This window comes from Rhodococcus artemisiae (assembly GCF_036327795.1).
In the GTDB taxonomy this organism is placed as follows: domain Bacteria; phylum Actinomycetota; class Actinomycetes; order Mycobacteriales; family Mycobacteriaceae; genus Rhodococcus; species Rhodococcus artemisiae.
Genome location: NZ_JAUTXY010000011.1, coordinates 101,895 through 125,409, shown reverse-complemented (window position 1 = coordinate 125,409; position 23,515 = coordinate 101,895). Strand labels below are relative to the sequence as shown.

The window sequence follows — 23,515 nt, the reverse complement described above, 5'->3', positions numbered from 1 at the left end:
GGCTCGAGCCGCATTCCCGACGCCGATCCGGCAGCTTCCGATGGTGGGGTTCGGCGAGTGATGCCGGCACTCATCGGTCGGCCACTGTCTCGAGCTTCGGCTGCAGCTGATCGGCAACCCATGGCACCGCGAGTACGGTCGGCGAACGTAGTGCCATGGCGACGGTCATGTCCGTGACCCAGGTGCGTCCGTCGACGACGGCCGGCACCGCTGAGAAGGTGGGTGACCCGAGTAGCTGCGAACTCGCCTCGTCCGATCCGGCCGCAACGATCACGAAATCGGCGTCGAGCACCCCGTAGTTCTCCTCGGAGACGACCGCCGTGCCCGGATTCTGAGCGTTGTCTTCGAGCGCGAGCACCTCCGGGGAGATCTTCATGCCGTAGCGGGCGAAGAACTGGGACATGGGGTCGTCCTCATTGTTGATCACATTGACCAGACCCGGTGCCGGAGCGGCAAGGAAGAGCCAGGTCCTCCCGTCCAAGCCGTCCGGAGCGTCGGAGGCGGATTCGACGGACGCAACGAGTTCGTCGCCGGCCTCCTCTTTGCCGAGGATCGTTGCGACATCGCGGGTGACGGTCTGCCAAGAATCGCCGAACACGTTCTCGTGGAACGGGATCACGGGAACCACGTCACCGAGTTCGTCGTAGATCGCCTCCGCGTTGCCCGCCTCCTGAGCGAGCACCACGTCGGGGTCGAGCGACAGGATCTGCTCGTAGTCGTATCCGCCGACCTGATCCATCTGCAGAAGTGTGGTCGATGCCGGATCCAGCAGGTCCTCCTGCCACGGTGAGATTCCGGTGGCGCTCACGGGGCTGGCGGCCGCTCCGACCAGGGTGCCCCCCAACGCCAGTACAGCGTCGGTCGCCGTGGCCCCCAATGCGACGATCCTCTGGGGCTCGGACTCGACGACCGTCTCACCGAACGCGTGCGTCACGGTAATCGATTCGTATTCGGTCACAACCCCCGTCGCTTCGCTCGCCCCGGTCACAACACCGGTCGATGAAGCTTCCTGCGAACATCCTGCAACCAGTGCTGCTGCACCGATGAGACCGGCCATGCCGGTGATCCGCCATTTCATTTGTTTCTCCTGAATTCGCACTGCACGAGGCCGATAGCGCGTGTGCGCCATCGGAAAACCTGGCTCGAGCGCCCTCCGCGCGATTCCCCGCTTGCGGTCACGCCGGATCCGCGAGGACGGAGAGCATCTGCGCGACTTCTTCTTCGCTCATGTTCTCGACTGCATCGGTGAGCAACGAGGTGAGGCGTTCGGCGATTCCGCTCGGCGTCGCCGGTGAAGCCATGACATCTGCCAGCGTGACCGTCACCGGATATGCGTCGGAGAGGCGCGCCGCGACGGCCGTCGCCGTCACGGAATCACCGCCGAACGCGAACAGGTCGTCGTGAGCACCGAGACGTTCGACGCCCAGTGCTTCCGCGACGGTCTCCGCGACGGCGCTCTCGAGGCCGCTTCTGGGTGCCACGAACGCCGTTCCCGTCTCCGGGCGCTCCGCGCGAGTGAGAGCGACCGGACCGGTGGCCGATGCCATCGGCATGCGGTTCGACCGGCCGATTCGATGCCGCTGTCGCTCGAACGGGTACGTGGGTAGCGGCACCCGACGTCCGGAACCCGCGAAGCTCGTGTGATCCGGTTGCGCGCCCGCGCACCACAGACGTCCAGCGAGGTCGGCGCCGGCTGTGCCCGCAGGCCACGTCGACTCCGGCCTGCCGATCGTTGCCACGACATCGGTATCGACACCGCATGACCTGACGAGGGAACCGAGAGCGGTTCCCGGCCCGACTTCCACCCACACGGCATCCGGATGGGCTCGATCGACCACCCCGACCGAGTCCGCGAACCGCACCGGGGTCCGCAGTTGGGTGCTCCAGGTGCCGGCGTCCGTCGCGGTGGCCGTGTCGAGCATCATGGCAGTCGATGTACGGATCATCGGGATCCGAGGTGCGCGCAAACCGAGGGTCCGGATCACGTCGTCGAACGGGCTCACCACCTCGTCGACCAGCGGCGAGTGGAAGGCCCGGTCCGTCGGGAGCAGCGTGACGCTCCGGTTGTCGTCCCGCAGACGCTCGACGACCGTCGCGATGTCGCTCGGCGTTCCGCTCACCACCACCTGACGTGGTCCGTTGACTGCGGCGACGCACGCGCCGGTCCCGGTGAGCGCGGATCGGACGTCGTCCTCGGGGCACCGGACGACGGCTGTCGCCCCCGATGTGGTCGAGGCCATGAGCCTGCCGCGTGCGGCGACGGCGGTGACCGCATCGTCGAGCTCGAAGATCCCCGCCGTCACGGCAGCTGCGAATTCGCCGATCGAGTGCCCGAGCAGCACCGTCGGGGTGATGCCCAGATCCTGCAGTGCCATGACGGTGGCGTACTCGACGGTGAACAGTGCGGGCTGGGTCAGGTCCGTGCGCGCAAGTTGTCGGGTGAGATCGTCGTTGCCGTCGGTTGTTTCGACGGTGAGGAATTGCCGCAGGTCGATGCCGATCAGCGGTGCGAACTTCTCGGCGCAGCGATCGGCCGCGGCGGCGTATGCGGGGACGTCCCGATACAGCTCCGAGCCCATTCCCGGGAACTGGCCGCCTTGCCCCGGGAAGACGAATACCACGTCTTCGCCTCCGGCCGAGCGGACCGCGGGCCTCGTCGACGACGCCCGCACCGAGTCGGCTGTGCGTGCCCCTGCAGTGACGATCACGTGGCGCCGGAAGCCGAGTTCGGCCCTGCCGAGGCTCAGTGTGGTTGCGGCGTCCGCGGGGTCGAGGTCGGTCCCGTCGAACGCGTCCGCGAGCTGGTTTGTCAGCGTGTTCAACGCAGCCGGCGTCGCGGCGGACAGCGGCAGCACCAGAGGGCCCGCGGTCACCTTTCGGCGACCTGCCGGAGCAACCGGGGGCTCCTCCACGACGACGTGGGCGTTCGTGCCGCCGATACTGAAGGCGCTGATGCCTGCACGCCGGGGAGTTCCGGGTGTGCGTGGCCACGCCGTGGCGCCGTCGTTGACCCGGCACACCGACGACTCGAAGTCGATTGCCGGATCGGCCTCACGGAAGTCGGGGACCGGCGGGAGCGTCTCGTGTTTCAGCGCGAGTAGTACCTTGATCAGGGCGCTGGCTCCCGCAGCGGTGTCGGTATGGCCGATCACCGGCTTGAGTGCACCGAGCAGACAGGATCCCGGTGCCGCACCGCTGAGTGCTTCCTCGAGCGCTTCCACTTCGATGGCGTCCCCGACTCTGGTTGCCGTTCCGTGTGTTTCGACATACGAGATGGTGCTCGGGTCGACTTCCCCCACCGCGAGCGCCTCGGCGATCACTGCGGCCTGCCCTCGGGGGCTGGGTGCAGTGAACCCGACCTTGTCGGCGCCGTCGTTGTTGACGGCGCTGCCCTTGATCACCGCATGGATCGTGTCGCCGTCCTCGAGCGCGTCGGCATACCGTTTGAGCAGCACCGCTGCCACAGCATCTCCGGTCACCGTGCCCTGCGCGTCGGCAGAGAACGGGCGGCACCGCCCGTCCGGAGAGACGATCCCGCCGGGCTGGTACCAGTACCCCCCGTGCTCCGGGAAGAACACTGTGGCGCCTCCGGCGAGAGCGAGGTCGCACTCGCCACTCACGAGGCTCTGCACGCCGAGATGCACCGCGACGAGGGACGTCGCGCATCCGGAGAGCACCGTCAGCGCAGGTCCGGTCAGTCCGAGACGGTAGGCGACGCGAGGAGCGATGAAGTCTCGCTCGTTGCCGACGACCCGGGCGAAATGCAGTGCCGGATCCGTGGGGTCGAGCGCCGGGATCACCTCCGAATGCAGATAGGTGTCCGGGCCCCCACCCGCGAAAACACCTGCTGCACCGTCGAAACGGTGGGGATCGTAGCCTGCGTGCTCGAAGGTCTCCCACGCTGTTTCGAGGAAGAGGCGTTGTTGTGGATCGCACGCGGCGGCATCGCGAGCCGAGAATCCGAAGAACTGGGCGTCGAACATGTCGGGATCCGGCAGGGACGGGCGCCGTCGTACCAGTGCCGGGTCGGACAGCCGATCCGCGGGAATGCCGGCGGCGAGCAATTCGTCATCCGTCGCGATGTGGTGCAGTTCCTCGCCCGCGAGCAGTGCGGGCCACAATGTTTCGGCAGTCAGCCCGCCGGGGAACCGTCCGGCGAATCCGATCACCGCGATGTCGGTATCTGTGGTGTCGGTACCTGTGATGTCGAAATCGGGGAGTGCAGAGGTGTCGTCGGGGAGGGAGTCAGGAGCGTGCATGATGTCCTTTCACGGGGTGAGCCCCTGCCGACGGCACGGTCGTGAGGCGGGCTGCCTCGAGAGACAGTTCCGCGACGGTGTCGATGTGGGGTGTGCGGGTACGCAGCAGTGCACCCAGGTTCGCGATCGTTCCGCCACCGAGCACGTCCCTGCGCCGTACGTCGGTTCCGGGAAGCGCGGTGGCGATCTCGGTAGCGACGGCGCCCGCACGTTCGAGGCCGACACCGAGATCGGTGATGACGTCGTCGATGCCGAGGGGGAAGAATCCGGTGACCGATTCGATGCATTCGACGAGAACGGTATCGAGGGCCGTGACAGGACGGACGCACGGCCGCCAGACCGCATGCGCGGTGGCCGACGATGCCGGCCGGTCCCACAGGGCCGCCCCGTCGAGGGTACGTCGGGCGGTGTCGACCAGTTCGTCCACCAGGGTCCGGGCGTCGTCGTGACCGAATAGGTCGTCGACGGTGTCGACGTCGAGCCGCACACCACCGTCGTCATCGAACAGGCGTACGTCCAGATGGATCTGTGCCGTCTGCGATGACGTGTAGCGCGGCCGTCCCAGGCCCGGGACGGCCGGCAGCGGGAGACCGAGTGTGCTGGTGAAGACCACGGGCAGCAGCGCGCGTCCACCGGCACCGTGCATCCTCGCCAGCTCGGCAACGAGTTCCGGCCCTGCTGCGGGGTGATTCGCGAGAGAGCGCCACAGAGTGTGTTGCAATGCGCCCGCGCGGTCGTGGAATGACCCTGCCGACCAGTCGATTCCGACGGGAACGAACGTCGAGAACGGACCCATCACCCGATGCAGGTCGGGGTGCAGCGGAACGCGCCTCGTGCACGGAACCGTGATGGTGAATCGGCTTCCACAGGTTCGGGCCGCCAAGACCTCCGACAGGATCGCTCCCCAGAGCGCGGTCGGGGTCAGCCTGTGCAGGCGCGCCGTGGTTTTCATCGCCTCCCACATGGTCGCGTCGATGTGCCGACTGCGGGTGTGGAACCGGGGTGGTCCCACGTCCGACGGTCGCCTGCGGAGCGGAAAGCGCGGGGGTGGAGGAAGCGTCGGCAGTTCATCCGCCCAGAACGCGACCGCCTTCGCGCGGTCCGTCTTCCATCGCTCGTCGAGCGCGTGACTCGTCTCCAGCACGCCGGGAGTGGGTGCGGGAATGTCTTCGGGAGCAACAGTGTCCTCGGGAGCAACAGTGTCCTCGGGAGCATCGTGGGCCCGGACGATCGCGCGCTGGAGCAGGAGCACACTCTGGAGATCCAGCGTCAGTCCGTCGACGTCGAGGCACATCACGGATTCGGTCTCGCGGAGCCGGACGAGGGTGACGCCGAACGGGGGTGATGCATCTGCCGGGCGGACGAGGTGGGAGAACTCGCGGCGGACTTCGTCGATCACCTGTGCGAGGTCGTTCGCCGGAAGATTCCGGGCATCGACGACCCGAAGTGGTATCGGTCCCGGGACGGATGTGACCTGCTGGGTTCCATGGCGGGCGTCGATCACCAGCCGCAGCGCGTCGTGTCGCGCGATCACCAGCGCCAGCGCATGCCGCAGTCGATCGACATCGAAATGTCCGTCGAACTCCGCATAGGTGTGGGTGCTGACGCCCCCGAGCTCGAAGGACGCGTCCCGACCGGCCAGCAATGCTCGCTGCGCGGCCGTCAACGGGCGGGATGCTGTTGTATCCGTGGTCATCTGTGTCCTTCCTCGGACGTTCCGGCGGAGGCGAGCCGGCCGCGTAGTTCGGTGTCGTCGAGGTCGTCGATCTCGAGCCACACCGACGCGACCGTGTCGAGGAGTGCGGCGTCGCCGCAGCGGTCGGAGGCGAGACGTGCGAGTGCCGCGACGCTCGGATGTACGAACATGTCCCGCAACGAAATATCGACGCCGGGAAGTTCGGCCCGGATGCGTGCCGAGAGCCGGGCGGCGACGAGCGAGTCGCCGCCGAGCCGGAAGAAGTCGGTGTCGCGTCCGGCAGGTTCCGGAAGCGAGAGCGCCCGTGTCCACAGCCGCGCCAGCGCCGTCTCGAGCCGGCCACGAGCCGGCTCAGATTGATCGTCCGTCGCGATCTCGGGCGTCGCCAGGGCAGACCTGTCGAGCTTTCCGTTCGCGTTGAGTGGCAGCGCGTCCAGTTCGATCACCACCGAGGGGATCATGTGGGACGGGCACCGACCCCGCACCGCATCGAGGATCTCCTCGGAATCGACGCTGAAACCGGGCTGAGCCACGACGTATGCGGCCAATGCGCGGTATCCGGGCCGGTCGGCATACGGGATGCCGGTGACCACGCATGCCGACACCGATCGGTGCTCGAGCAGAGCAGCCTCGACCTCCCCGGCTTCGATGCGGTGCCCGCGGACCTTGATCTGGAAATCCGCCCGGCCCACGAACTCGATCGATCCGTCGGAGCGGAAGCTGCCGAGATCCCCTGTCCGATAGAGACGTTCTCCGGTATCCGGATGGCGGACAAAAGACTGCTCGGTGCGGGCAGGGTCTTCCCAATAGCCTCGGGCGAGTGACACACCGGAGCAGTACATTTCGCCGACCGCGTGATCGGGACGGTCTCTCATGCGTTCGTCCAGCACGCGATAACGGGTATTGCGAATCGCCCGGCCGTACGGAATGGTCGCCGCCTCGGTGTCCGAGCGAGAGATCCGATGCCAGATGTTCCAGACCGTCGTCTCGGTCGGTCCGCCGATGCTGCGCACGTGGACATTCGGCGACGCGTCGAGGAGTCTGCGCACCATGGGCGGATGCACCCGGTCGCCGCCGAGGATCACGGTGCGCAAGGAAGCGAGATCCTCCGGCGCGGCCTGTTCGAGCAGCATCTCCATCATCGTCGGTACCGACACCCAGCCGGTGACGCGGTGCCGGCGGACCGCGGTCGCCCACGCGTGGGCATCGCGACGGTCAGTGGTGTCGGGCAGGACGAGTGTGGCGCCACTGCCGAGCACACCGAACAGGTCGAACACCGACATATCGTGGTGCAGGGCGCTTACCGCGAGGAAGCGGTGGCCGGGACCGGTACCGAAGATCTCGATCGTCGCCTCCACACAATTGACGACACTGCGATGCGAGACCATCACACCTTTCGGGATGCCGGTCGACCCCGAGGTGAACAGCACGTACGCCAGCAGGTCCCCGTCCACCGGCATCGGGACGAACGGCGCGGTATCCAACTCGGCCGAGGTGTCGTCACCGAGGACGATCGCCGTACGGCCGGTGAGCCAGGACGCGCCGACATGGTGCCGGTCGACGAGCACCACCTGGGCATCGAGGAGATCGAGAATTGCGGCGATACGCGAAACCGGGGCGTGGGAGTCGAGAGGCACGTACGCGCCGGACGCGGCGAGGACCCCGAACACCGCCGCGATCCGGTCCGCACCGGGATCGGCGATCACCGCGACCGGAACATCCGGACCCACACCGTGACCACGCAGAACCGCACCGTAACTCAGAGCCGCGTCGGCGAGATCGCCATAGGAGACGACCCCATCCGCGGTGATCAGCGCGGGATCGTGCGGGCACCGTCTCGCGTACTCGAAGAATCGCTCGTGGGCAGGACGGTCGGGTACCGAAATCGCGGGGCCACCTGCGGCGTCGTGCCTCGCGATCTGCTGGGCGGGACGGGCATCGAACGCGGCGGCACTCCACGCGGCAGGGTCGGCGAGTCCTCTGAGTTGCCGCTCGAACGCGGCCGCCATCGCGTCCATCATCCGGTCGGGAAACAGGCCCTCGAGGCTGTCCCAGTTCACCAGCAGCGCTCCGTCGCGTTGTTCGAGGATCAGATCGATCCACACCTGCGGTGTCTGCGCCACCCTGAACACGCGCTCGAGTGAACCGTCGAGCAGCCGGGACGGGTCTCCCGCCAATGCCGTCGTGGACGTGAACACGTACGGCATCGTCGCCCGCCCGAAACCTCCGCGTCGCCGGACGAGTTCGCGGAGCACCTCGACCCCTGTGACATGCGGGTGGTCGAGGTCGCTCCAGATCTGCCGTTGAACTCGGGACGCGAACGCCTCGAATGGTTCTCGGCGTGACGCATCCACCTCGACCAGGATCAGGGACGCGAACTCGCCGACGGCACGGCCGATGTCCGGGTGCAGTGGAAGGCGGTTGAAACACGGCACGTTGATCGCGAAGCGCGACGTCGTGCTCCACGCCGCCAAGGCCTCCGCGTAACACGCCGCGGCAACACCCGACGACGTCACGCCGCGCTCCGCGGCGAGCGCGCACACACGAGTCCAGACCTCGGCCTCCACCACCGACGGCCGTGGAACGAATCTCGGTGACGTCAGGTTCTCCGGGGCGACGGCGAGCGGCAGCTCCGGCGGGCCCGAGAACCGATCGAGCCGATCCCACCAGTAGCGTCGGCTCTTCTCGTGTTCAGGAGTCTCGACGGCTCGGCGTTCGGCAAGGACGTAGTCGCGGAACGTGAGATCGAGTGATGGCAGGTGCCGGTCGGGATCCTCGTAGAAGTGTCCGAGTTCGCTGTACAGGATCCCGGTTCCGGCAAGATCGGCGACGAGCCCGTCCAGACCGATGCACACCCGGTGATGTTCGCCTGGGAGCCGGACCACGACAACGTCGTACAGCGGCGGGTCGGTCAGATCGGCCACCCGATGCGACAGGCGTTCACGGATCGCCTCGAGTGAGTGATGGATCCGGTCCGCGGGCAGATCGCGCAGGTCCTCCACCGTGACCGGTGGCCGAGGCGAAGCGGGTACGACTCGCTGGGTCAGTGCATCCGGATCGATCGTCAGTCGCAGCGCGTCGTGGCGATCGACCAGCCGCTCCCACGCGCGAGCGAACCGCCCGACGTCGAACGGTACCGCGGCTCCGGCCCGCTCGACGGTGTCGAATTCCATGTAGGTGTGGCACGCGATACTGCCCGACGAGAAGTGGTCGGCGCGGCCGATCACATACGCCTGCTGCTGATCGGTGAGCGGGAACGGCTCGAATCGCGCGCGAGGCTCCGGGGTGACCATCGGCAGCGAGCTACCGGACGGGCGAGTGGCCGTCCGGGTCGCGAGATCGTCTGCGACTGTGGCGAAGTCCGACTCTGTGAACAGTGACAGGGCGTGCGCGAGATCGAGGTCGACACCCAGCTCGTCGCGGATCCTGCCGGTGACCCGCATCGCGCTCAGTGAGTCGCCGCCCAGACCGAAGAACGTGTCGTGGTCGGCAACCGTCGCCGTCCGCAGTTCGTCCCGCCAGATGCGAGAGAGAAGGTTCCGGCGACCGAGCACGGTGGAGCCCCGGGTGTGCAGCCGCCAGGCACTCGGCTCGTGTCCCGGAGTGAGCTGTGTTCGCACCGCTTCGGTGAGGTCGGCGATGTCTGCTTCGTGGTCGCCGAATGTCACATCGACCGACGCACCGGTATCCGAGACTTGTACGACGATGCTCTCGACGGCGCCACCACACTCAGCAACAACGATCTCATCGATGAGGGCCGGCGAGATCCGGTGGGCCGCGACACGAACCTCATCGTGTACCGGGTTGGCCAGTGGTACCAGAGGATCGCTGTCCGTGCCCGACTCCACGATCCGGTGGACGGCAGCAACGAGCCGGTCGGCGGTGTCGGGAGCGCACGCCGGGACGGCGGCCCACCAACGAAGACGCAGCGACACCGGTGCGACCTCCACGACACAGTGCACCGCGGAAGGGCCCGGGAGCGTGTCGATGTCTGCGAGCGTGATCAGAACGGCCCCGGCCGACACGTCGGTCTCGGTGCGACCGACGACAGCGTGCAGCAACCGGCTCTCGGTGGGGTGCGCTTCCGGCAGCGTGAGTGAGGTGGTGTTCCCGGCTGCGGTGACGACAACGGTGAAGGGCGGTGGCCCGACGGCGGCGGCGAGAGCACCCGCTGCGAGCCATACCGCGACATCGGTGTCGTCGGAGTCCGGAATGTGGTGTCGAGCGCGGGACCGGAGACCTGCGAGGGTGGCCCCGGCGAGCACCGCATCCGCGCACACTCGGTGTGGCACCGTGCCCGCGGGGAACCGGCGCGGCGGGGGTGTCAGCGGATCTACATCGAGGGGTGTTCGGGTGCACTGTGTTTCGGTCATGATGTCCTTCGGCGACGGCGGGCGGCCGCACGCGCCCGGCCGCGGCGTGCGGCCGGAGTGTCGGGTCGGGCGGGTGCCGTGACGCGTTCGTTTCGGGCGAGGTGCGACGCGAGGGTTGCGATGGTGTGGTGGCGGAACAGATCGGTCAACGCGAGTTCGCGTTCGAGTCGACGCTGCAACCGGTCGTGCACACGGCTCAGGTGCAGCGAGGCACCGCCCAGATCGAAGAAGCTGGTGTTGCGGTCGACCTCGTCGAGCCCGAGGACGGCGCACCATTGCTCGGCTACGAGTGCCTCGAGGGGCCCGCGCAATGATCCTGTGCTCGCGGTGTCGTCCGGCTCGTCGGGAGGCGTGCCGGTGCAGACGAAGGGGATGGTGTTGCCGAAGGCGTCGACCGGTCCGGTGACAGGGCCTGCCCCGGATGTGCCCGACACCGACAACGTCCGAACCGGTCCGGTGGATGTCACACAGCGTGAGCGGACGAACGGTGCGGAGCGGTCGACACCCGCGAGCAGGTGTTGCTCGGGGGAGGCCAGGACGAGCGGCCACATGCGGGCTGCGAGATCGGGTGGCAGTACCGCAGTCCCTCTCGCAGCTGTGCGATCGATCTGTGTGAAATCCCGGCTGGCACCGGTCGATTCCCACATGCTCCATGCAACAGACCGGCACGCGACGGTCGAGTGCTCCGCCGCCCACGCGGCGAGACCGTCGAGGAAGGAGTTGGCGGCCGAGTAGGCGGCGGCGTGCGGGGCACCGAGATACCCGCTGACCGACGAGCACAACAGCAGGTGGCTCCCGGGCCGCTCCGCGAGCACGTCGTGCACGACACCTGCCCCCACTATCTTCGCGCGTGCGACCGCGGACAGGGCGTCGTCGTCGAGAGCGGCGAACGGCCCGTCGACGAACCGGCCCGCCAGGTGTACTGCACCCGATACGTGCCTGCCCGCATGACGTTCGAAGGCGTGGACGGCATCGCGGATCGCGCTCGGGTCGGTGACATCGGCGGTCGCGATCCGGACGCGCTGCTCACCGAACTCGGCGATCAGGCGGGCCACCTCGGACGCTCGTTCCGGAGTGAGCGACGGGTCGGTCGAACCGATCAGCAGGACCGAGCATCCTCGCGCGCCGAGCAGATGCTCGGCGAGAGTGATCCCGAGTGCTCCGGTCCCGCCGGTCAGAACCACGGCGTCGCCTCGATCGGGCCACACGCAGGAACTCTCCGTACGCGGAAGGGAATCCAGTCGACGCACCCACCGCGACTCGGCGGCGAGCGCGACCTCGTCATCGTGCCCGTACAGCAGTTCGGCGGCGAGGTCGTCGGCCGTGGTACCCGGTCCGGCGTCGATCGAGCGGGTGCGGAGCCCGAGGGACTCCGCCGCGACGCTGCGCAACAGGCCTCCCAGCACCTGACCGGGAAGATGTGTGGGGCCCGCACCCTCCGGGGCGTGCAGTCCGGAGGTGAGTACGGCCAACGTGCGCTCGGTGTCGGGTTCGTCGAGGATGCGGACCAAGTTGCGGTAGGCGCCGACGACCGCGACGGAGATCTCGGCGGCCTCGGTGACCGAATTCCGCGTTTCACCGGTCTCGTCGACGAGCACCACGAGGTCGGGACGATGGATCATCGCGTCGGCGAGTCCGTTGATGTCGGTGAGTGTCCGAACCTCCACGCCGTGGCGCTCGAGTCGCTCGGCGATCCCGGAGACGCTTCCGAGTGACGGCGTGGCGAGCAGGACCCGGCGCACGCGTGACGTGCTCGCGCGACGTGTTCTCCGAAGCCAGCGTGGTACGGCGAACAGATCGGGCACGGTCGTCGATTCGGCTCCGCGGGGGAAGAAGAGTTCGGCGTGCAGCGTCCGCTCGCGGTACGCGGCCTGGAGAACATTCCGCTGGATCTTCCCGATGCCGGTACGCGGCAGTGAGTCCCACTCGGCGAAACCGACTATGGGGGCATGTCCGGTGACCGACCGGGTGGCCGCGCGCACCCGGGACGCGAGCGCGGCCCGGTCCGCGGCGGCGGTACCGGCGGCCGGAACGGTGATCACCACCACGTGTTCGCTGCCGGTCGCTGCATCGGGGACGGCGATCGCCGCGGTCGACGAGTCGCGTACTGCGCACCCCCGTTCGACGGCCTGCTCGATGTCTTCGCACGCGAAGTTCCTGCCGTTGACGATCACGACGTCCTTGACCCGGCCGGTCAGGGTGAGTCGCCCGTCGTCGAGGACGGCGAGATCGCCGGTGTCGAACCAGCCGTCGTCGGTCATCGCTTCGGCCGTCCGTACGGGATCGTTCCAGTAGCCGGGGGTCACTGCGTCCCCGCACACCTGCAGCCGACCGATGACGCCTTCGTCCACCACGGCACACGTCTCGTCGACGATGCGGACGGAGAATCCGGGGTAGGGTCTGCCCACATCCACCGGCCCACCGCCCGCACGCAGGTGTTCGACAGTGCACCTGTCGGAATCGGTTTCACCGGAGCATGTTTCGGACATACCCCAGCTCGGTCGAACCGCATCGGGCCGCAACCCGAGTGGGACGAGGGCCTCGAGGAACGCTGACACGGTCGCGCGGCGCACCGCCTCACCACCGTTGAGAATGTGATGGACCTGCGCCAGCGTCACCTTCCGGCCCGCGAGGCGTGGTGCTGCGTCGGCGACCAGGCCGAATGCGAAGTTCGGTGCCCACGTGTCGGTCACGTCGTACTCACCGAGGAGATCGATCCAACGCAGAGGGTCTGCGAGGATCCACGTCGTCGCCACCTGAAGTTGTTCGGCGCCGAGGACGACATCGCGCATGTGGTACATCACCACACCGCCGACGTGGTCGAGCGGCATCCAGTTGAGCGACACGTCGTCCGGCCCCACCCCGCACATCGCGGCCGCGCCGGCCGAGCGGGTGAGGATCATCCGGTGGGTCACCCGTACCGCCTTGGACGTTCCGGTCGATCCCGAGGTCAGCAACAACAGGACAGTGTCGTCCGGACGAGCGTCGGGCAGCGTCGCCTCCCCGCCGAGGGAATCGTTCGTCGCGGATGCCGTGGGTTCGGCGAGTTCGGCGAAACCGATGATGTCTGCGCCCGCCGACACGAGGCTCTCGTGCAGGCTCGCTTCGGCGACGATCAGAGGTTCACCGAGCGTGGTTCGCACCGAGGCGAGCCGTTCCCTCAGCTCGTCGGGTCCGGTCGGCGGCACCCACGGCACCGCGACCACTCCCGCGAGAACACAACCCCACAGCACCGGCAGGAACTCTCGATTGTCCCGGAAGGCAACGAGTACCGGCGTGTCTGCCGACTCCACCCGCGCGCGCAGCGACGCGGCGACGCGAAGTGCCGAAGCCTCGAGCTCCCGGTAGCCGATCCGCTCACGCCGTCCCGACTCGGAGATGACGACAATGCCGTGGTCTGTGCGGGCGGCAGTGCGCAGGGCCTCGGCCATCGATGCGTGTGGCAGAGCGGGGGTAGGCCCACCGTCGCATTGTGCGGGAACACCGGACCCCGTGAGTCGAACGGGATGGTGGGCCGTGTCGGCGATGATGCCGGAGGGGACGGGCGGGATGTCGACGGTGCCGGTTTCCGGCTCGGGGATATCTGTGACCGCGACGTTGACGCGGGCGTCGTGGCGGCGCAGGTCGAGCTGCCAGCGCTCGGCTGCACCGGCGTCGATGACGGGGGCGGCAGAGAAGGCGGCGACGTCCACGGAGCCGTCGGTGCGGCGCGGAATCGAACCGATCAGAACGACTCCGTCGATCCGATGGCCCGTGTTTCGTGCGGCAGCGACTATGCGTTCTTCCGTCACAGGGGCTTCTGCGGACACGTACGCGACAGCGCGATCCGTGCCATCGGTTGTGGTCTGGCGCAGAACCACGAGATCTGCGATCCCCGGTAGCGCGCGGAGTGTGGCTTCGACAGCGTCCCGCTCTGCGTCCGGACGGTCCGCAGCCCCCACCGGCAGTGGGACGGTCGCGGTCGACTCGCCGACCGGGTCCTGCGGCGTAGCGCACGCGCGACGCAGCAGTTCACAGAACGCCGCGACCAGTGCGGTCACGGTCTCGTCGTCGAATCGTGACGTCCGATGGACGAGCATGCCGCGTAGGCACGGTTCGTCCCAGATGTTCATCTCGAGGTCGTAGCGGGTCCATGAAGTACGTACCTCGTACGGTGTGCTGCGGGTTCCGGTGAGATCGAGGGCGACATCGCTGGTGTTCTGTCCGGTGAACAGCACGTCGAACAGGGGCGCGCGACCGGGCGATCGGTCGGGGGCCACCGCGGCCACGATGTCGTCGAGTGGTGCGTCCTGCATGTCGAGAGCGTCGGTGGTGCGCTCGGTGACGTGGTGCACCAGATCGGCGAACGTGCAGGTGTCCCGCACTTCGAGCCGCAACGGGAGCGTGTTGACGAACAGTCCGACCATGTCCTGCGTATCGGGATGTGTCCGCCCCGCGACCGGCAGGCCCAGCACAAGATCGTCGGTGTCGCTCCAGCGGCCGAGGAGGGCCGCGAATGCCGCGAGTGCGACCGAGACGGGGGTGGTGCGGCACCGGCGTGCCACGGAACGGACGAGTTCGGACGACTCGGCATCGAGTGAGAACTCGTGACGCCCTGCCGCCGCGTGCACTGCAGTGGTGCGCACGCGATCGAGCGGTAGGTCCGATCCGGTGATCGGCGGGTTCGTCAGGACCTCACGCCACCGGTCGACCTGTCGGGCACGGTGTTGCTGCCGGTCGGATTCGGCCCACCATTCACACACATCGCCGTACCCGATCTGCGGAACAGTCCAGTGCGGTGCGCGTGCGGCGCATCGCTGCGCGTACGCGTCGGCGATGTCGCGGCACAACAGATCCAACGACCACCCGTCGACGACGATGTGGTGGAACATCACGAGCAGTACATGATCGGAGGGCGCCGCGGAGAACAGGACGGTGCGCATCAACGGACCTTCGGTGAGGTCGAACGGTGCGGTCGCCGCGTCCGCGACCATCCGGTCGAATTCGTCCGAGCCGGTGTCCCGCAACAGTTTCCGATCCAACGGTACGCTGCCGTGTGCAGCGACGAGTTGGTGGAGTTCGTCGTCGATCGTGCGGAAGGTGGTCCGCAGGACCTCGTGCCTGGCCACCACGTCGCCGATCGCGGTCTCGAGAGCGACGTCGTCCACTCGCCCTTCGATCCGGGCGGCGAGGAAGACGTTGTAGAGCGGGGAGACCGGATCGCTGCGGTGGGCGAACCACATCCGGTCCTGGGCGGGCGAGGTTCGATAGAGCGTCACCCGGCGGGCACCCGCGCCAGGGGCTCCGGTATCAGGGGTGGAGACATCGGGGGTGGGGGTCATGGGAGGGTCTCCTCGGTCGTGATGAGTGAACCGTCGCCGTCGAGCACGGCGGTGCGTCCCCGACGGCGGAGGGGTGAGGCATCGGTCGTAGCGGATGGACGGGACCGGTCGAGTTGTTCGACGAAGACGGCCACTGCAGCCACGGTGGGACGATCGAAGATCGTGCGGGCCGGCATCTCCACGGAGAAATCGCGCCGCAGGGCATTGAGAATTCGCATCGCGAGGAGCGATTCACCGCCGAGTTCGAAGAAATCGTCGTCGACACCCACACGGTCGAGGCCGAGAGCTTCCGCCCATCGGGACGCAACGAGTTCCTCCACGTTGCCGCTGGGTTCGCGATAGGGCGTTGTCAGGGCTGGGCGTCCGTCCAGCGTCGATCGTTCGCGTCGCGAGGAGGAACCCGAGACGGGCGGATCGGCGGGCGCGGTCGGGAACGCGGTGGGCACTGTGACAGCGGTGGGTTCTGTGGCAGCAGTGAGTTCAGTGACAGCAGTCGTCTCGGTAAGGGTAAGTGGGACGGTCACCCCCGGTGCTGTGATGCACTCGACCCGGGCCCCGGTTGCCCGCAGTGTCGCGAGCCGCTGCTCGGCCGGTTCGGCACCGCGCCGTCCCACGATCAGTGAGTGAGTTCCGCCCGCCCCGTCGGGATGCGCCACCGTTGTCAGAGTGCATCCGGCACGGACCAACTCGGATTCCCACACCTCGGGCGCCACGATCGGCAAGCGGTCGCGCAGAGCGTCGGTGTGGTGCCACATTCCCTCGAACAATCCAGCGGTGAGAATTCCGTGTCGCGGCAGCCGGGCAAGTTCGAGCACGATGGCCGTACCACCCGGGGCGAGCAGGGAGACCGCGTGATCGACAGCTACGGACAGGTTCTCGACGGCGTGCAGAACGTTGAACGCCACCACTACGTCGACACTGCCCGGATCGAATCCCTGTGCCGCCGGATCGAGCCCTGCATCGAGAACATCGAATCGTAGGAAATCCAGGCCGCGTCGGCCGGCTTCCTCACGGGCGTCGAGTACGAGTGACCGTCCGATGTCGGTGACGACGTACTCGATGCCCTCGCGTCCGCGGAGCGCTTCGGCGATCGGCCAGGTGACGAACCCTCGGCCCGCACCGAGTTCGAGGATGCGCAGCGGCCGCCCCTCGGCCGCGTCGGCGATCCGCACCATCGCCTCGACGACCGAGTCGCGGGACGGGGCGAGCAGGGTGTCTGCCCGGGCATCCTCCGCCGCGTGATGCACAGCGAAGGCCTCGGATGCGAACATCGCCTCGACGCCCGACTCGCGTCCCCCGGCGACCGCCACGAGATGATTCGCACAGTGCGTGATCGAATCGAGTTCCGCGGCAAGATCGGGTCTTTCGTCGAGAACTCGTTGGCGAAGTGCCGTCGGATCATTGCCCGCGTCGTTGCCGAGTACGCATCGGTCGGTCGACCCCGTCGCGAGCCCGCTCGCAATCAACAGGTCGACCAGTTCGGCGACGAGACGATCGTACGGGCGCTGCACAGTGAGCGAACGCAGGAGTTCGGGCGTGCAGAGAATGTCCCCGGGTGCGACACCGATGCCCGCGCTACCGAATGCGCGTAGAACGGACAAAGCAGCGAACCGATCGAGCAGGGCCGTACCCAGGCTGTCGGGATCGGGTGGGCTCGGTGTACCGGTGTCGGAGACCGCGAGTTCGGCCGGCGCGGGTGCCGGCGGCGCCGCAGCGAGAATGGTGCCCGGGTGCCCGAGCAGGAGGTGTCGGCCGGGACGAGCAAGCGCCCGGGCGGTTTCGAATCCGGCGCCGAGACCGTCCGGGACGAGGTGACCGAGTGGTGGATCTCCGCCGAACCGGTTCGTAGAGGGAGTGATCCAGTGTCGTGTCCGTTCGAATGGATACACCGGCAACGGTTCTCGTCGACGCTCGCGGTCTCGGTGGACGGCGAGCAGATCGACCGCACCGCCGTGAACCCATATGTGTCCGAGCGCTGCGGCGAGGATCTCGGCGTCGTGCCGCGTGTCGTCGGAGGTCCGCATCGTGTGGGTGGCGTCGGCTCCGATCGTGCGTGCGGCCGTCGTGAGGCCACGACCGGGCCCCACCTCGAGCAGCAGGGGGTCGCCGAATTCCTTCGCGACCAGGCGCACCGACTCGGCGAACTGCACCGGTCGGCGTGTCTGTTCGACCCAGTAGTCGGTTGCCGTGGCGGTTGCATCGTCGAGTACCGCGGCGTGCGCCGCGCCGATGAGCGGGATGGTCGGCGGATGGAACTCGAGTCGGCGCAGCACGTCGCGGTACTCGTCGAGTACCGGATCGAGCAGCCGCGAGTGGACCGCTGTGGAGACCCGCAGTGCCCGCACAGGGACACCGGCCGCGTCGAGGTGGTCGGTGAGTGCGGAGATCGCATCGGTAGGTCCGGAAAACAGGCAGGACTCGGGCGAGTTGACTGCGGCGAGATCGATGTCGGGATGTGCGGTGAGCACGTCGGTGAGGGACGCGGCGTCTGCGGCGACCACCACCGACGAGCCACCCGCGCGAGTCAGGAGTGCGCCGCGGGCGATGACCGCGGTGAGAGCGTCTTCGAGAGACAGCACGCCCGCGGTCACTGCTGCGGAGTACTCGCCCAGGCTGTGCCCGAGAACCGCGCAGGGTGTCATCCCCCACGACATCAGGAGGGAGGCGAGCGCAGATTCGACTGCGACGACGGCGCAGAATCCGGCTCCCGTCACCGCAGTGGGGTCCGCCGGATCCACGCCGCTGAGGACGGCCTCGAGATCGATACCTGCTGTGGCGCAATACCGGACAGCACGGCCGATGGTGGAATCGAACACGGGGTGCAACCGCCGTAGATCTGCCGCGAGGCCCGGATAGTGGACTCCCCCGCCGGGGAACAGCCACGCGACCGGGCGGGAACCGGATGCGGCCGAGCCGGTCTCGCCGGCACCTGCCACCAATCGAGCTGCGAGATCGTCCAGATCCGCTGCCGCGAGTGCCCACCGGTACGGATGCTCGGGGCGTCCGGTCTGCAACGTGAAGGCGACGTCGGCGAGGCGCGGCCTGCCGGGGGCGGGAGCGCTCTTTCGCACGTGATCGGCGAGATCCGACACAGCTCTGTCGAGTGTCCCCGGGCTGGTGGCGGAGAGCACGACCACCGACGGCTCGTCGGGTCCGGACGGAGCCGCCACGGCCGGTGGCTCCGTGACGATCACGTGGGCGTTGGTGCCTCCGATGCCGAATGCGCTGACGCCCGCACGGCGAGCTCCGGGGTGGTTCCACTCTGTGGTGCTGTCTGCAATACGGAACGGCGAACCGTCCAGTCCCAAATCAGGGTTGGGTGTGCGGAAATGTATCGATGCGGGAATCGTCGCGCGTTCGACGCACAGGACGGCCTTGATCAGGCCGATCACCCCGGCGGCGGTGTCGGTGTGGCCCAGGTTGGACTTGACGGAGCCCACCAGGCACGGATGCTCCCGAGGCGAGGAACCGAATACCCGCTTCAACGAGGCGATCTCGATGGGATCACCGACCGGGGTGCCGGTGCCGTGTGCTTCGACGTAGCCGATGTCGGAGGCGTCGACACCGGCCGAGGCGAGGGCGTCGGCGATCACCTCGGCCTGCCCTTCGACGCTCGGCGCAGTGAATCCCACCTTGCGGTTGCCGTCGTTGTTGACGGCGCTGCCCGAGATCACCGCGCGGATCCGGTCACCATCACGGAGCGCGTCCGACAGCCGCTTGAGCACCACGACCGCGGCTCCGTCGCCGCCCGCCATCCCGGCGGCATCGGCATCGAACGGCCGGCACCGGCCATCAGGCGACAACAGTCCTCCGGGTTCGTAGCGATATCCGACTCCCGGAGTGGGGTTCAGCGTGACACCACCCGCGAGGGCCAGGTCGCTGCGCAAGGTCAGCAGGTCCTGGCACGCGGTATGGACCGCCACCAGGGACGACGAGCACGCGGTCTGCACGGCGAGTGCCGGTCCGGTCAACCCCAGTAGATATGCCACACGAGTGGGCAGCGAGCTGACCAGATTCGAGATGGCCGCAGAGAACATCTCGACGGATTCGGGTCCGTCACGCAATGTGGGCAACACTTGGCGCATCAGATAGTCGCCCTGCCCGGACGCTGCGTAGACCCCGATCCGGCCTGTCCACCGTCGGGGGTCGTAGCCTGCGGAATCCAGCGCATGACGGCACAGTTCGACGAAGATCCGCTGTTGCGGATCGATCAGTGCGGCCTGCGCGGCCGGAATGCCGAAGTGTGCAGCATCGAAGCGATCGATTCCCTCGACGACCGCTTCCCTGAGTACCTGATCGGGGTCGGCGTTGCCGGTGCCCTCGGACGCGGGAATCTCGCTGGTGAGGTCCTGTCCTTCGAGCAGGGCCTCCCAGAGTGCTTCGACGTCGGTGGCTCCGGGGAAGCGCCCTTCCATTGCGATGACCGCGATGTCCAATTCCGGGTCGTATGCCGCGCCCGGTTCTGGTGCCGGATCGGCGATGGCTTCGGTCACGGTGTCGTCCTTCCTCGTGCCCGGCCTGCGCGTGTCCGCAGCAGCGCCTTTCGTCGTTCGGTGTGGGGATGGTGGTCGGCAGGGGTGTCGGCGACGCCGCCGCGGGCGAGGTGATCCGCGATCGTGCGGATCGTCGGGTGGGCATACAGATCGGTGATCGGCACATCACGACCCAGTCGCTCGGAGAGCCGGGTTCGGACCTGTGCGAGCAGCAGTGAGTGACCGCCGAGATCGAAGAAGTTGTCATCCGGTCCGATTGCGTCGGTACCCAGCACCTCGTGCCAGATCGTGGCCACGTCACGTTGAGAACCGTCGGTGATCCGAACCGTGGTTGCGGCGGACAGACGTCGTCCGCGCGTCGATCCGATGCGCGCCCGATCGAGTTTCCCATTGGAAGTCAGCGGCAGATCGTCGTGCCGGTTGAACACCGACGGAACCATGTGTGCCGGAAGGAAACGTGCGCAGTGCAGACGCAGACCGGGCACGTCCGGGTCTGTGCCTTCGAGTCGCACCACGTGCGCCTCGAGCCGATCGCCGTCGACGGTCACGGCGGCCAGATCCACGTCGGTGTGTGCGGCGAGTACGGCTTCGACCTCGGCGGGTTCGACACGGTGGCCGCGTACTTCGAGTTGGGTGTCGGCGCGGCCACGGTATTCGAGGGTGCCGTCGGTGCGGCGGAGAACGAGGTCGCCCGAACGGTAGAACCGGACGTCGCGGGCCGCGCCGTGGCCCTGTACGAACCGTTCGGCGGTGCGCACCGGATCGGCGAAATATCCGGTGGCCACGCCGGACCCACCGACCCACAACTCTCCGACCACTCCGTCGGGTACGGGCCGGCCGACGGGATCGGCGACGACGAGCGCGAGGTCGGACAGCGGATCGCCGAGGGGACTGCCCGGTTCGTCGGTGGCGTCATCCACTGTGAGCCGCCGGTGGGTGACGTGCACCGTGGTCTCGGTGATGCCGTACATGTTCACCAGTTCCGGCGACGTGTCACCGTAGCGACCGAACCAGGTGCTCAGCCTCGACGGGAACAATGCTTCACCACCGAATACTATGCGGCGCAGTGGAAGTGGACACTTATCCGCTGTTGCGACGGCCGCGAACGGAAAGAAGGCAGAGGGAGTCGTGCTCAGTATGGTCACCTGTTCGCGACACACGAGCTCCAGTAACGCCTCGGGGGTGCGAGTGGTGTCGCGGTCGGCGATCACCAGACGGCCGCCGTGCAGCAGAGCGCCCCACATCTCCCACACGGAGAAGTCGAATGCACTCGAATGGATCATCGTCCACACGTCGGTCTCGTCGCTGGGCAGGATCTCGTCGGTGCTGTCGAAGAGCCGGGTGACGTTGCTGTGCGAGACGACGACGCCCTTGGGCGTTCCGGTGGACCCGGAGGTGTACAGCACATAGGCGGCATCGCTCGGGGCGACGGTGACGTCGAGAGCCTGACCGTCGTGTCCGTTTCTGCCGCTCGCATCGACCCTGGTCACGTCGATGCTGGTCACGTCGATGCTGGTCACATCGATGTAAGGGACGCCATCGGGTAGCTCGTCGGTGGCCTCGGGACCGCACACGAGGAGCGACGCCGCGCTGTCGCGCACGATCTGCGCGATTCTTTCCCGTGGATATGCCGGATCCACAGGAACATAGGCCGCTCCCGTCCGTGTCACCGCGACGAGTGCTGCCACGAGCGCGGGCCCGGGCGGGAGCGCAACGAGTACTCGATCTCCGGGGTGGACGCCGCCGTGCACGAATATTCGCGCGAGCGCCGCCGACCACAGGTCGAGTCGGCCGTAGGTCACCGCCTCGTCGCCGTGGGTCACCGCGATGCGGTCACGGTGCTCGGCGACGGCGCGTGCGAATCCGGCAGGCAGGGTCGACTCGGGATACGTCGAATGCTTCGCAGCACGTTCCCAGGCCGAATTCACCTGTTCGTCGTCTGCAAGTGGCAGGGTGGCGATCGGGCTGTCCGGCTCGGTGGAGACGATCTGCGCGACCCGCGCTACGACATCGAGCAGTCCCCGCACAGTGTCGGGCTCGAACAATGCCCGACGGTAGAGCGCTACGAGCTCTGTCTGCTCGGACCGCCGGGACAAGGCGACGGTGAGGTCGAACTGTGAGGTTCCGTTGTGGATCGGTATTTCGGTGGCGACGAGCCCGGAAGGCGAGACCGCGTCGAAGACACCGGCGTGGTCCAGGAACATCACGTCGAAAAGCGGAGTGCGGCCGACGGATCGTGGCGGCCGGAGGTCGGCCACCACCTGATCGAACGGAGTTTCCTGATGGGCGTATGCGGCCACCGCCACCTCGCGGACGTGGTTCACGAGCGAGGCGAAGGTCATACGGTCGGTGATGGTGAACCGCAGTGCCAGGGTGTTCTGGAAATTACCGGCCATCGATGCCGTCTCGTCATCGCGCAGGACGGCGGGTGTCCCGACGGTGAGGTCGGTCGACCCGGTGATCCGATGCAGCGCGGCGACGAAGACCGCGAGCACCGTCATGAACGGCGTGGCACCGTGTGTGCGTCCGAACTGGACGAGGCGCTCCGTTGCCGACCGATCCACCAGCACCGAGGTGTCGGCACCGTCGTCTCCGGTCTGTTCACCGCGAGAACGGTCGACGGGCAACGGCAGCGGTGCGGGTGGTGGTGCGAGGACCGACCGCCAGTATCCGAGATCGGTGTGCACGCGTTCGTCGGTCAGCCTGCTGCGCTGCCACACGGCGAAATCCGCGTAGTGGTGTGGATGCGGATCAGGTAGCTCCGCACCGTTCACACGGCTGTCGTAGTGCCGGAAGAGGGGCGGGAACAGCACCGCCCAGGTGCCGTCGTCGGCGGCGATGTGGTGGATCACTGCGATCAGCACCGACTCCGCGGGTCCGAGATGCACGACGGAGACCCGAATCGGGGGTTCGCTGTGCAGGTCGAACGGTATGCGAGCCGCGTCCTTCGCCCATGCGCGTGCGGAGGCGAGCCGATCGGTCCCGTCTGCGCTCAGGTGTACCTGCTGTATCGGCACCGCGAGGTTCTCTCGGATGCGTTGTACCGGGCGTCCGCCGCGGTCGTCGTAGACCGTGCGCAGGATCGACTGTTCGGCGACGACCTGTGCCAGAGCTGTGGTGAGCGCCTCGATGTCCAGAACTCCGGCGAGGTGGACGGCGCAAGTGAGATTGTGAACGGCGTCGTCGGGGTGCAGACTCCGGTGGAACCACACGCGTTCCTGTGCCGGCGAGAGCGGTGCCTCCTCGGTCTGCGCGACCGCGACAGGCCGCGATTCCTGTGCTGCCGGAGCGATTCCTCGCTCGGCGAGCATGCGCTGCAACAATTGCCGTCGCAGAGTGTCCGGGTCGTCCCCGAATACTGGTCCGGGCATGG

At 67.7% G+C, this 23,515-nt stretch carries 7 protein-coding genes; all 7 read right to left on the bottom strand.

The window, feature by feature from the left end; genetic code table 11:
- Positions 1-70: 70 nt before the first annotated feature.
- Complete coding sequence (locus Q7514_RS21810; RefSeq protein WP_330135345.1) at positions 71-1,078, bottom strand: ABC transporter substrate-binding protein; 1,008 nt, start codon at positions 1,076-1,078, stop codon at positions 71-73.
- Positions 1,079-1,175: 97 nt separating this feature from the next.
- The gene (locus Q7514_RS21805; RefSeq protein WP_330135344.1) at positions 1,176-4,259 is read right to left on the bottom strand and encodes a type I polyketide synthase; all 3,084 of its coding nucleotides are present in this window, start codon (positions 4,257-4,259) and stop codon (positions 1,176-1,178) included.
- Positions 4,246-5,955 (bottom strand): condensation domain-containing protein, encoded by a 1,710-nt coding sequence (locus Q7514_RS21800; RefSeq protein ID WP_330135343.1) that lies wholly within the window; start codon positions 5,953-5,955, stop codon positions 4,246-4,248. The genes Q7514_RS21805 and Q7514_RS21800 overlap by 14 nt, the downstream gene beginning before the upstream one ends.
- A complete protein-coding gene (locus Q7514_RS21795; protein WP_330135342.1) occupies positions 5,952-10,328 on the bottom strand; it encodes a non-ribosomal peptide synthetase in 4,377 nt (1,458 codons plus the stop codon). The genes Q7514_RS21800 and Q7514_RS21795 overlap by 4 nt, the downstream gene beginning before the upstream one ends.
- Positions 10,325-15,649 carry an SDR family NAD(P)-dependent oxidoreductase gene (locus tag Q7514_RS21790; protein ID WP_330135341.1) on the bottom strand — a complete coding sequence of 1,775 codons (5,325 nt, stop codon included), beginning with the start codon at positions 15,647-15,649 and terminating at the stop codon, positions 10,325-10,327. Before Q7514_RS21790 ends, Q7514_RS21795 begins: the two co-directional genes overlap by 4 nt.
- Complete coding sequence (locus Q7514_RS21785; RefSeq protein WP_330135340.1) at positions 15,646-20,142, bottom strand: type I polyketide synthase; 4,497 nt, start codon at positions 20,140-20,142, stop codon at positions 15,646-15,648. The genes Q7514_RS21790 and Q7514_RS21785 overlap by 4 nt, the downstream gene beginning before the upstream one ends.
- Entirely contained in the window at positions 20,139-23,513 is a 3,375-nt protein-coding gene (locus tag Q7514_RS21780) for a non-ribosomal peptide synthetase (protein WP_330135339.1), read from the bottom strand. Before Q7514_RS21780 ends, Q7514_RS21785 begins: the two co-directional genes overlap by 4 nt.
- Between the last annotated feature and the right edge of the window lie 2 nt (positions 23,514-23,515).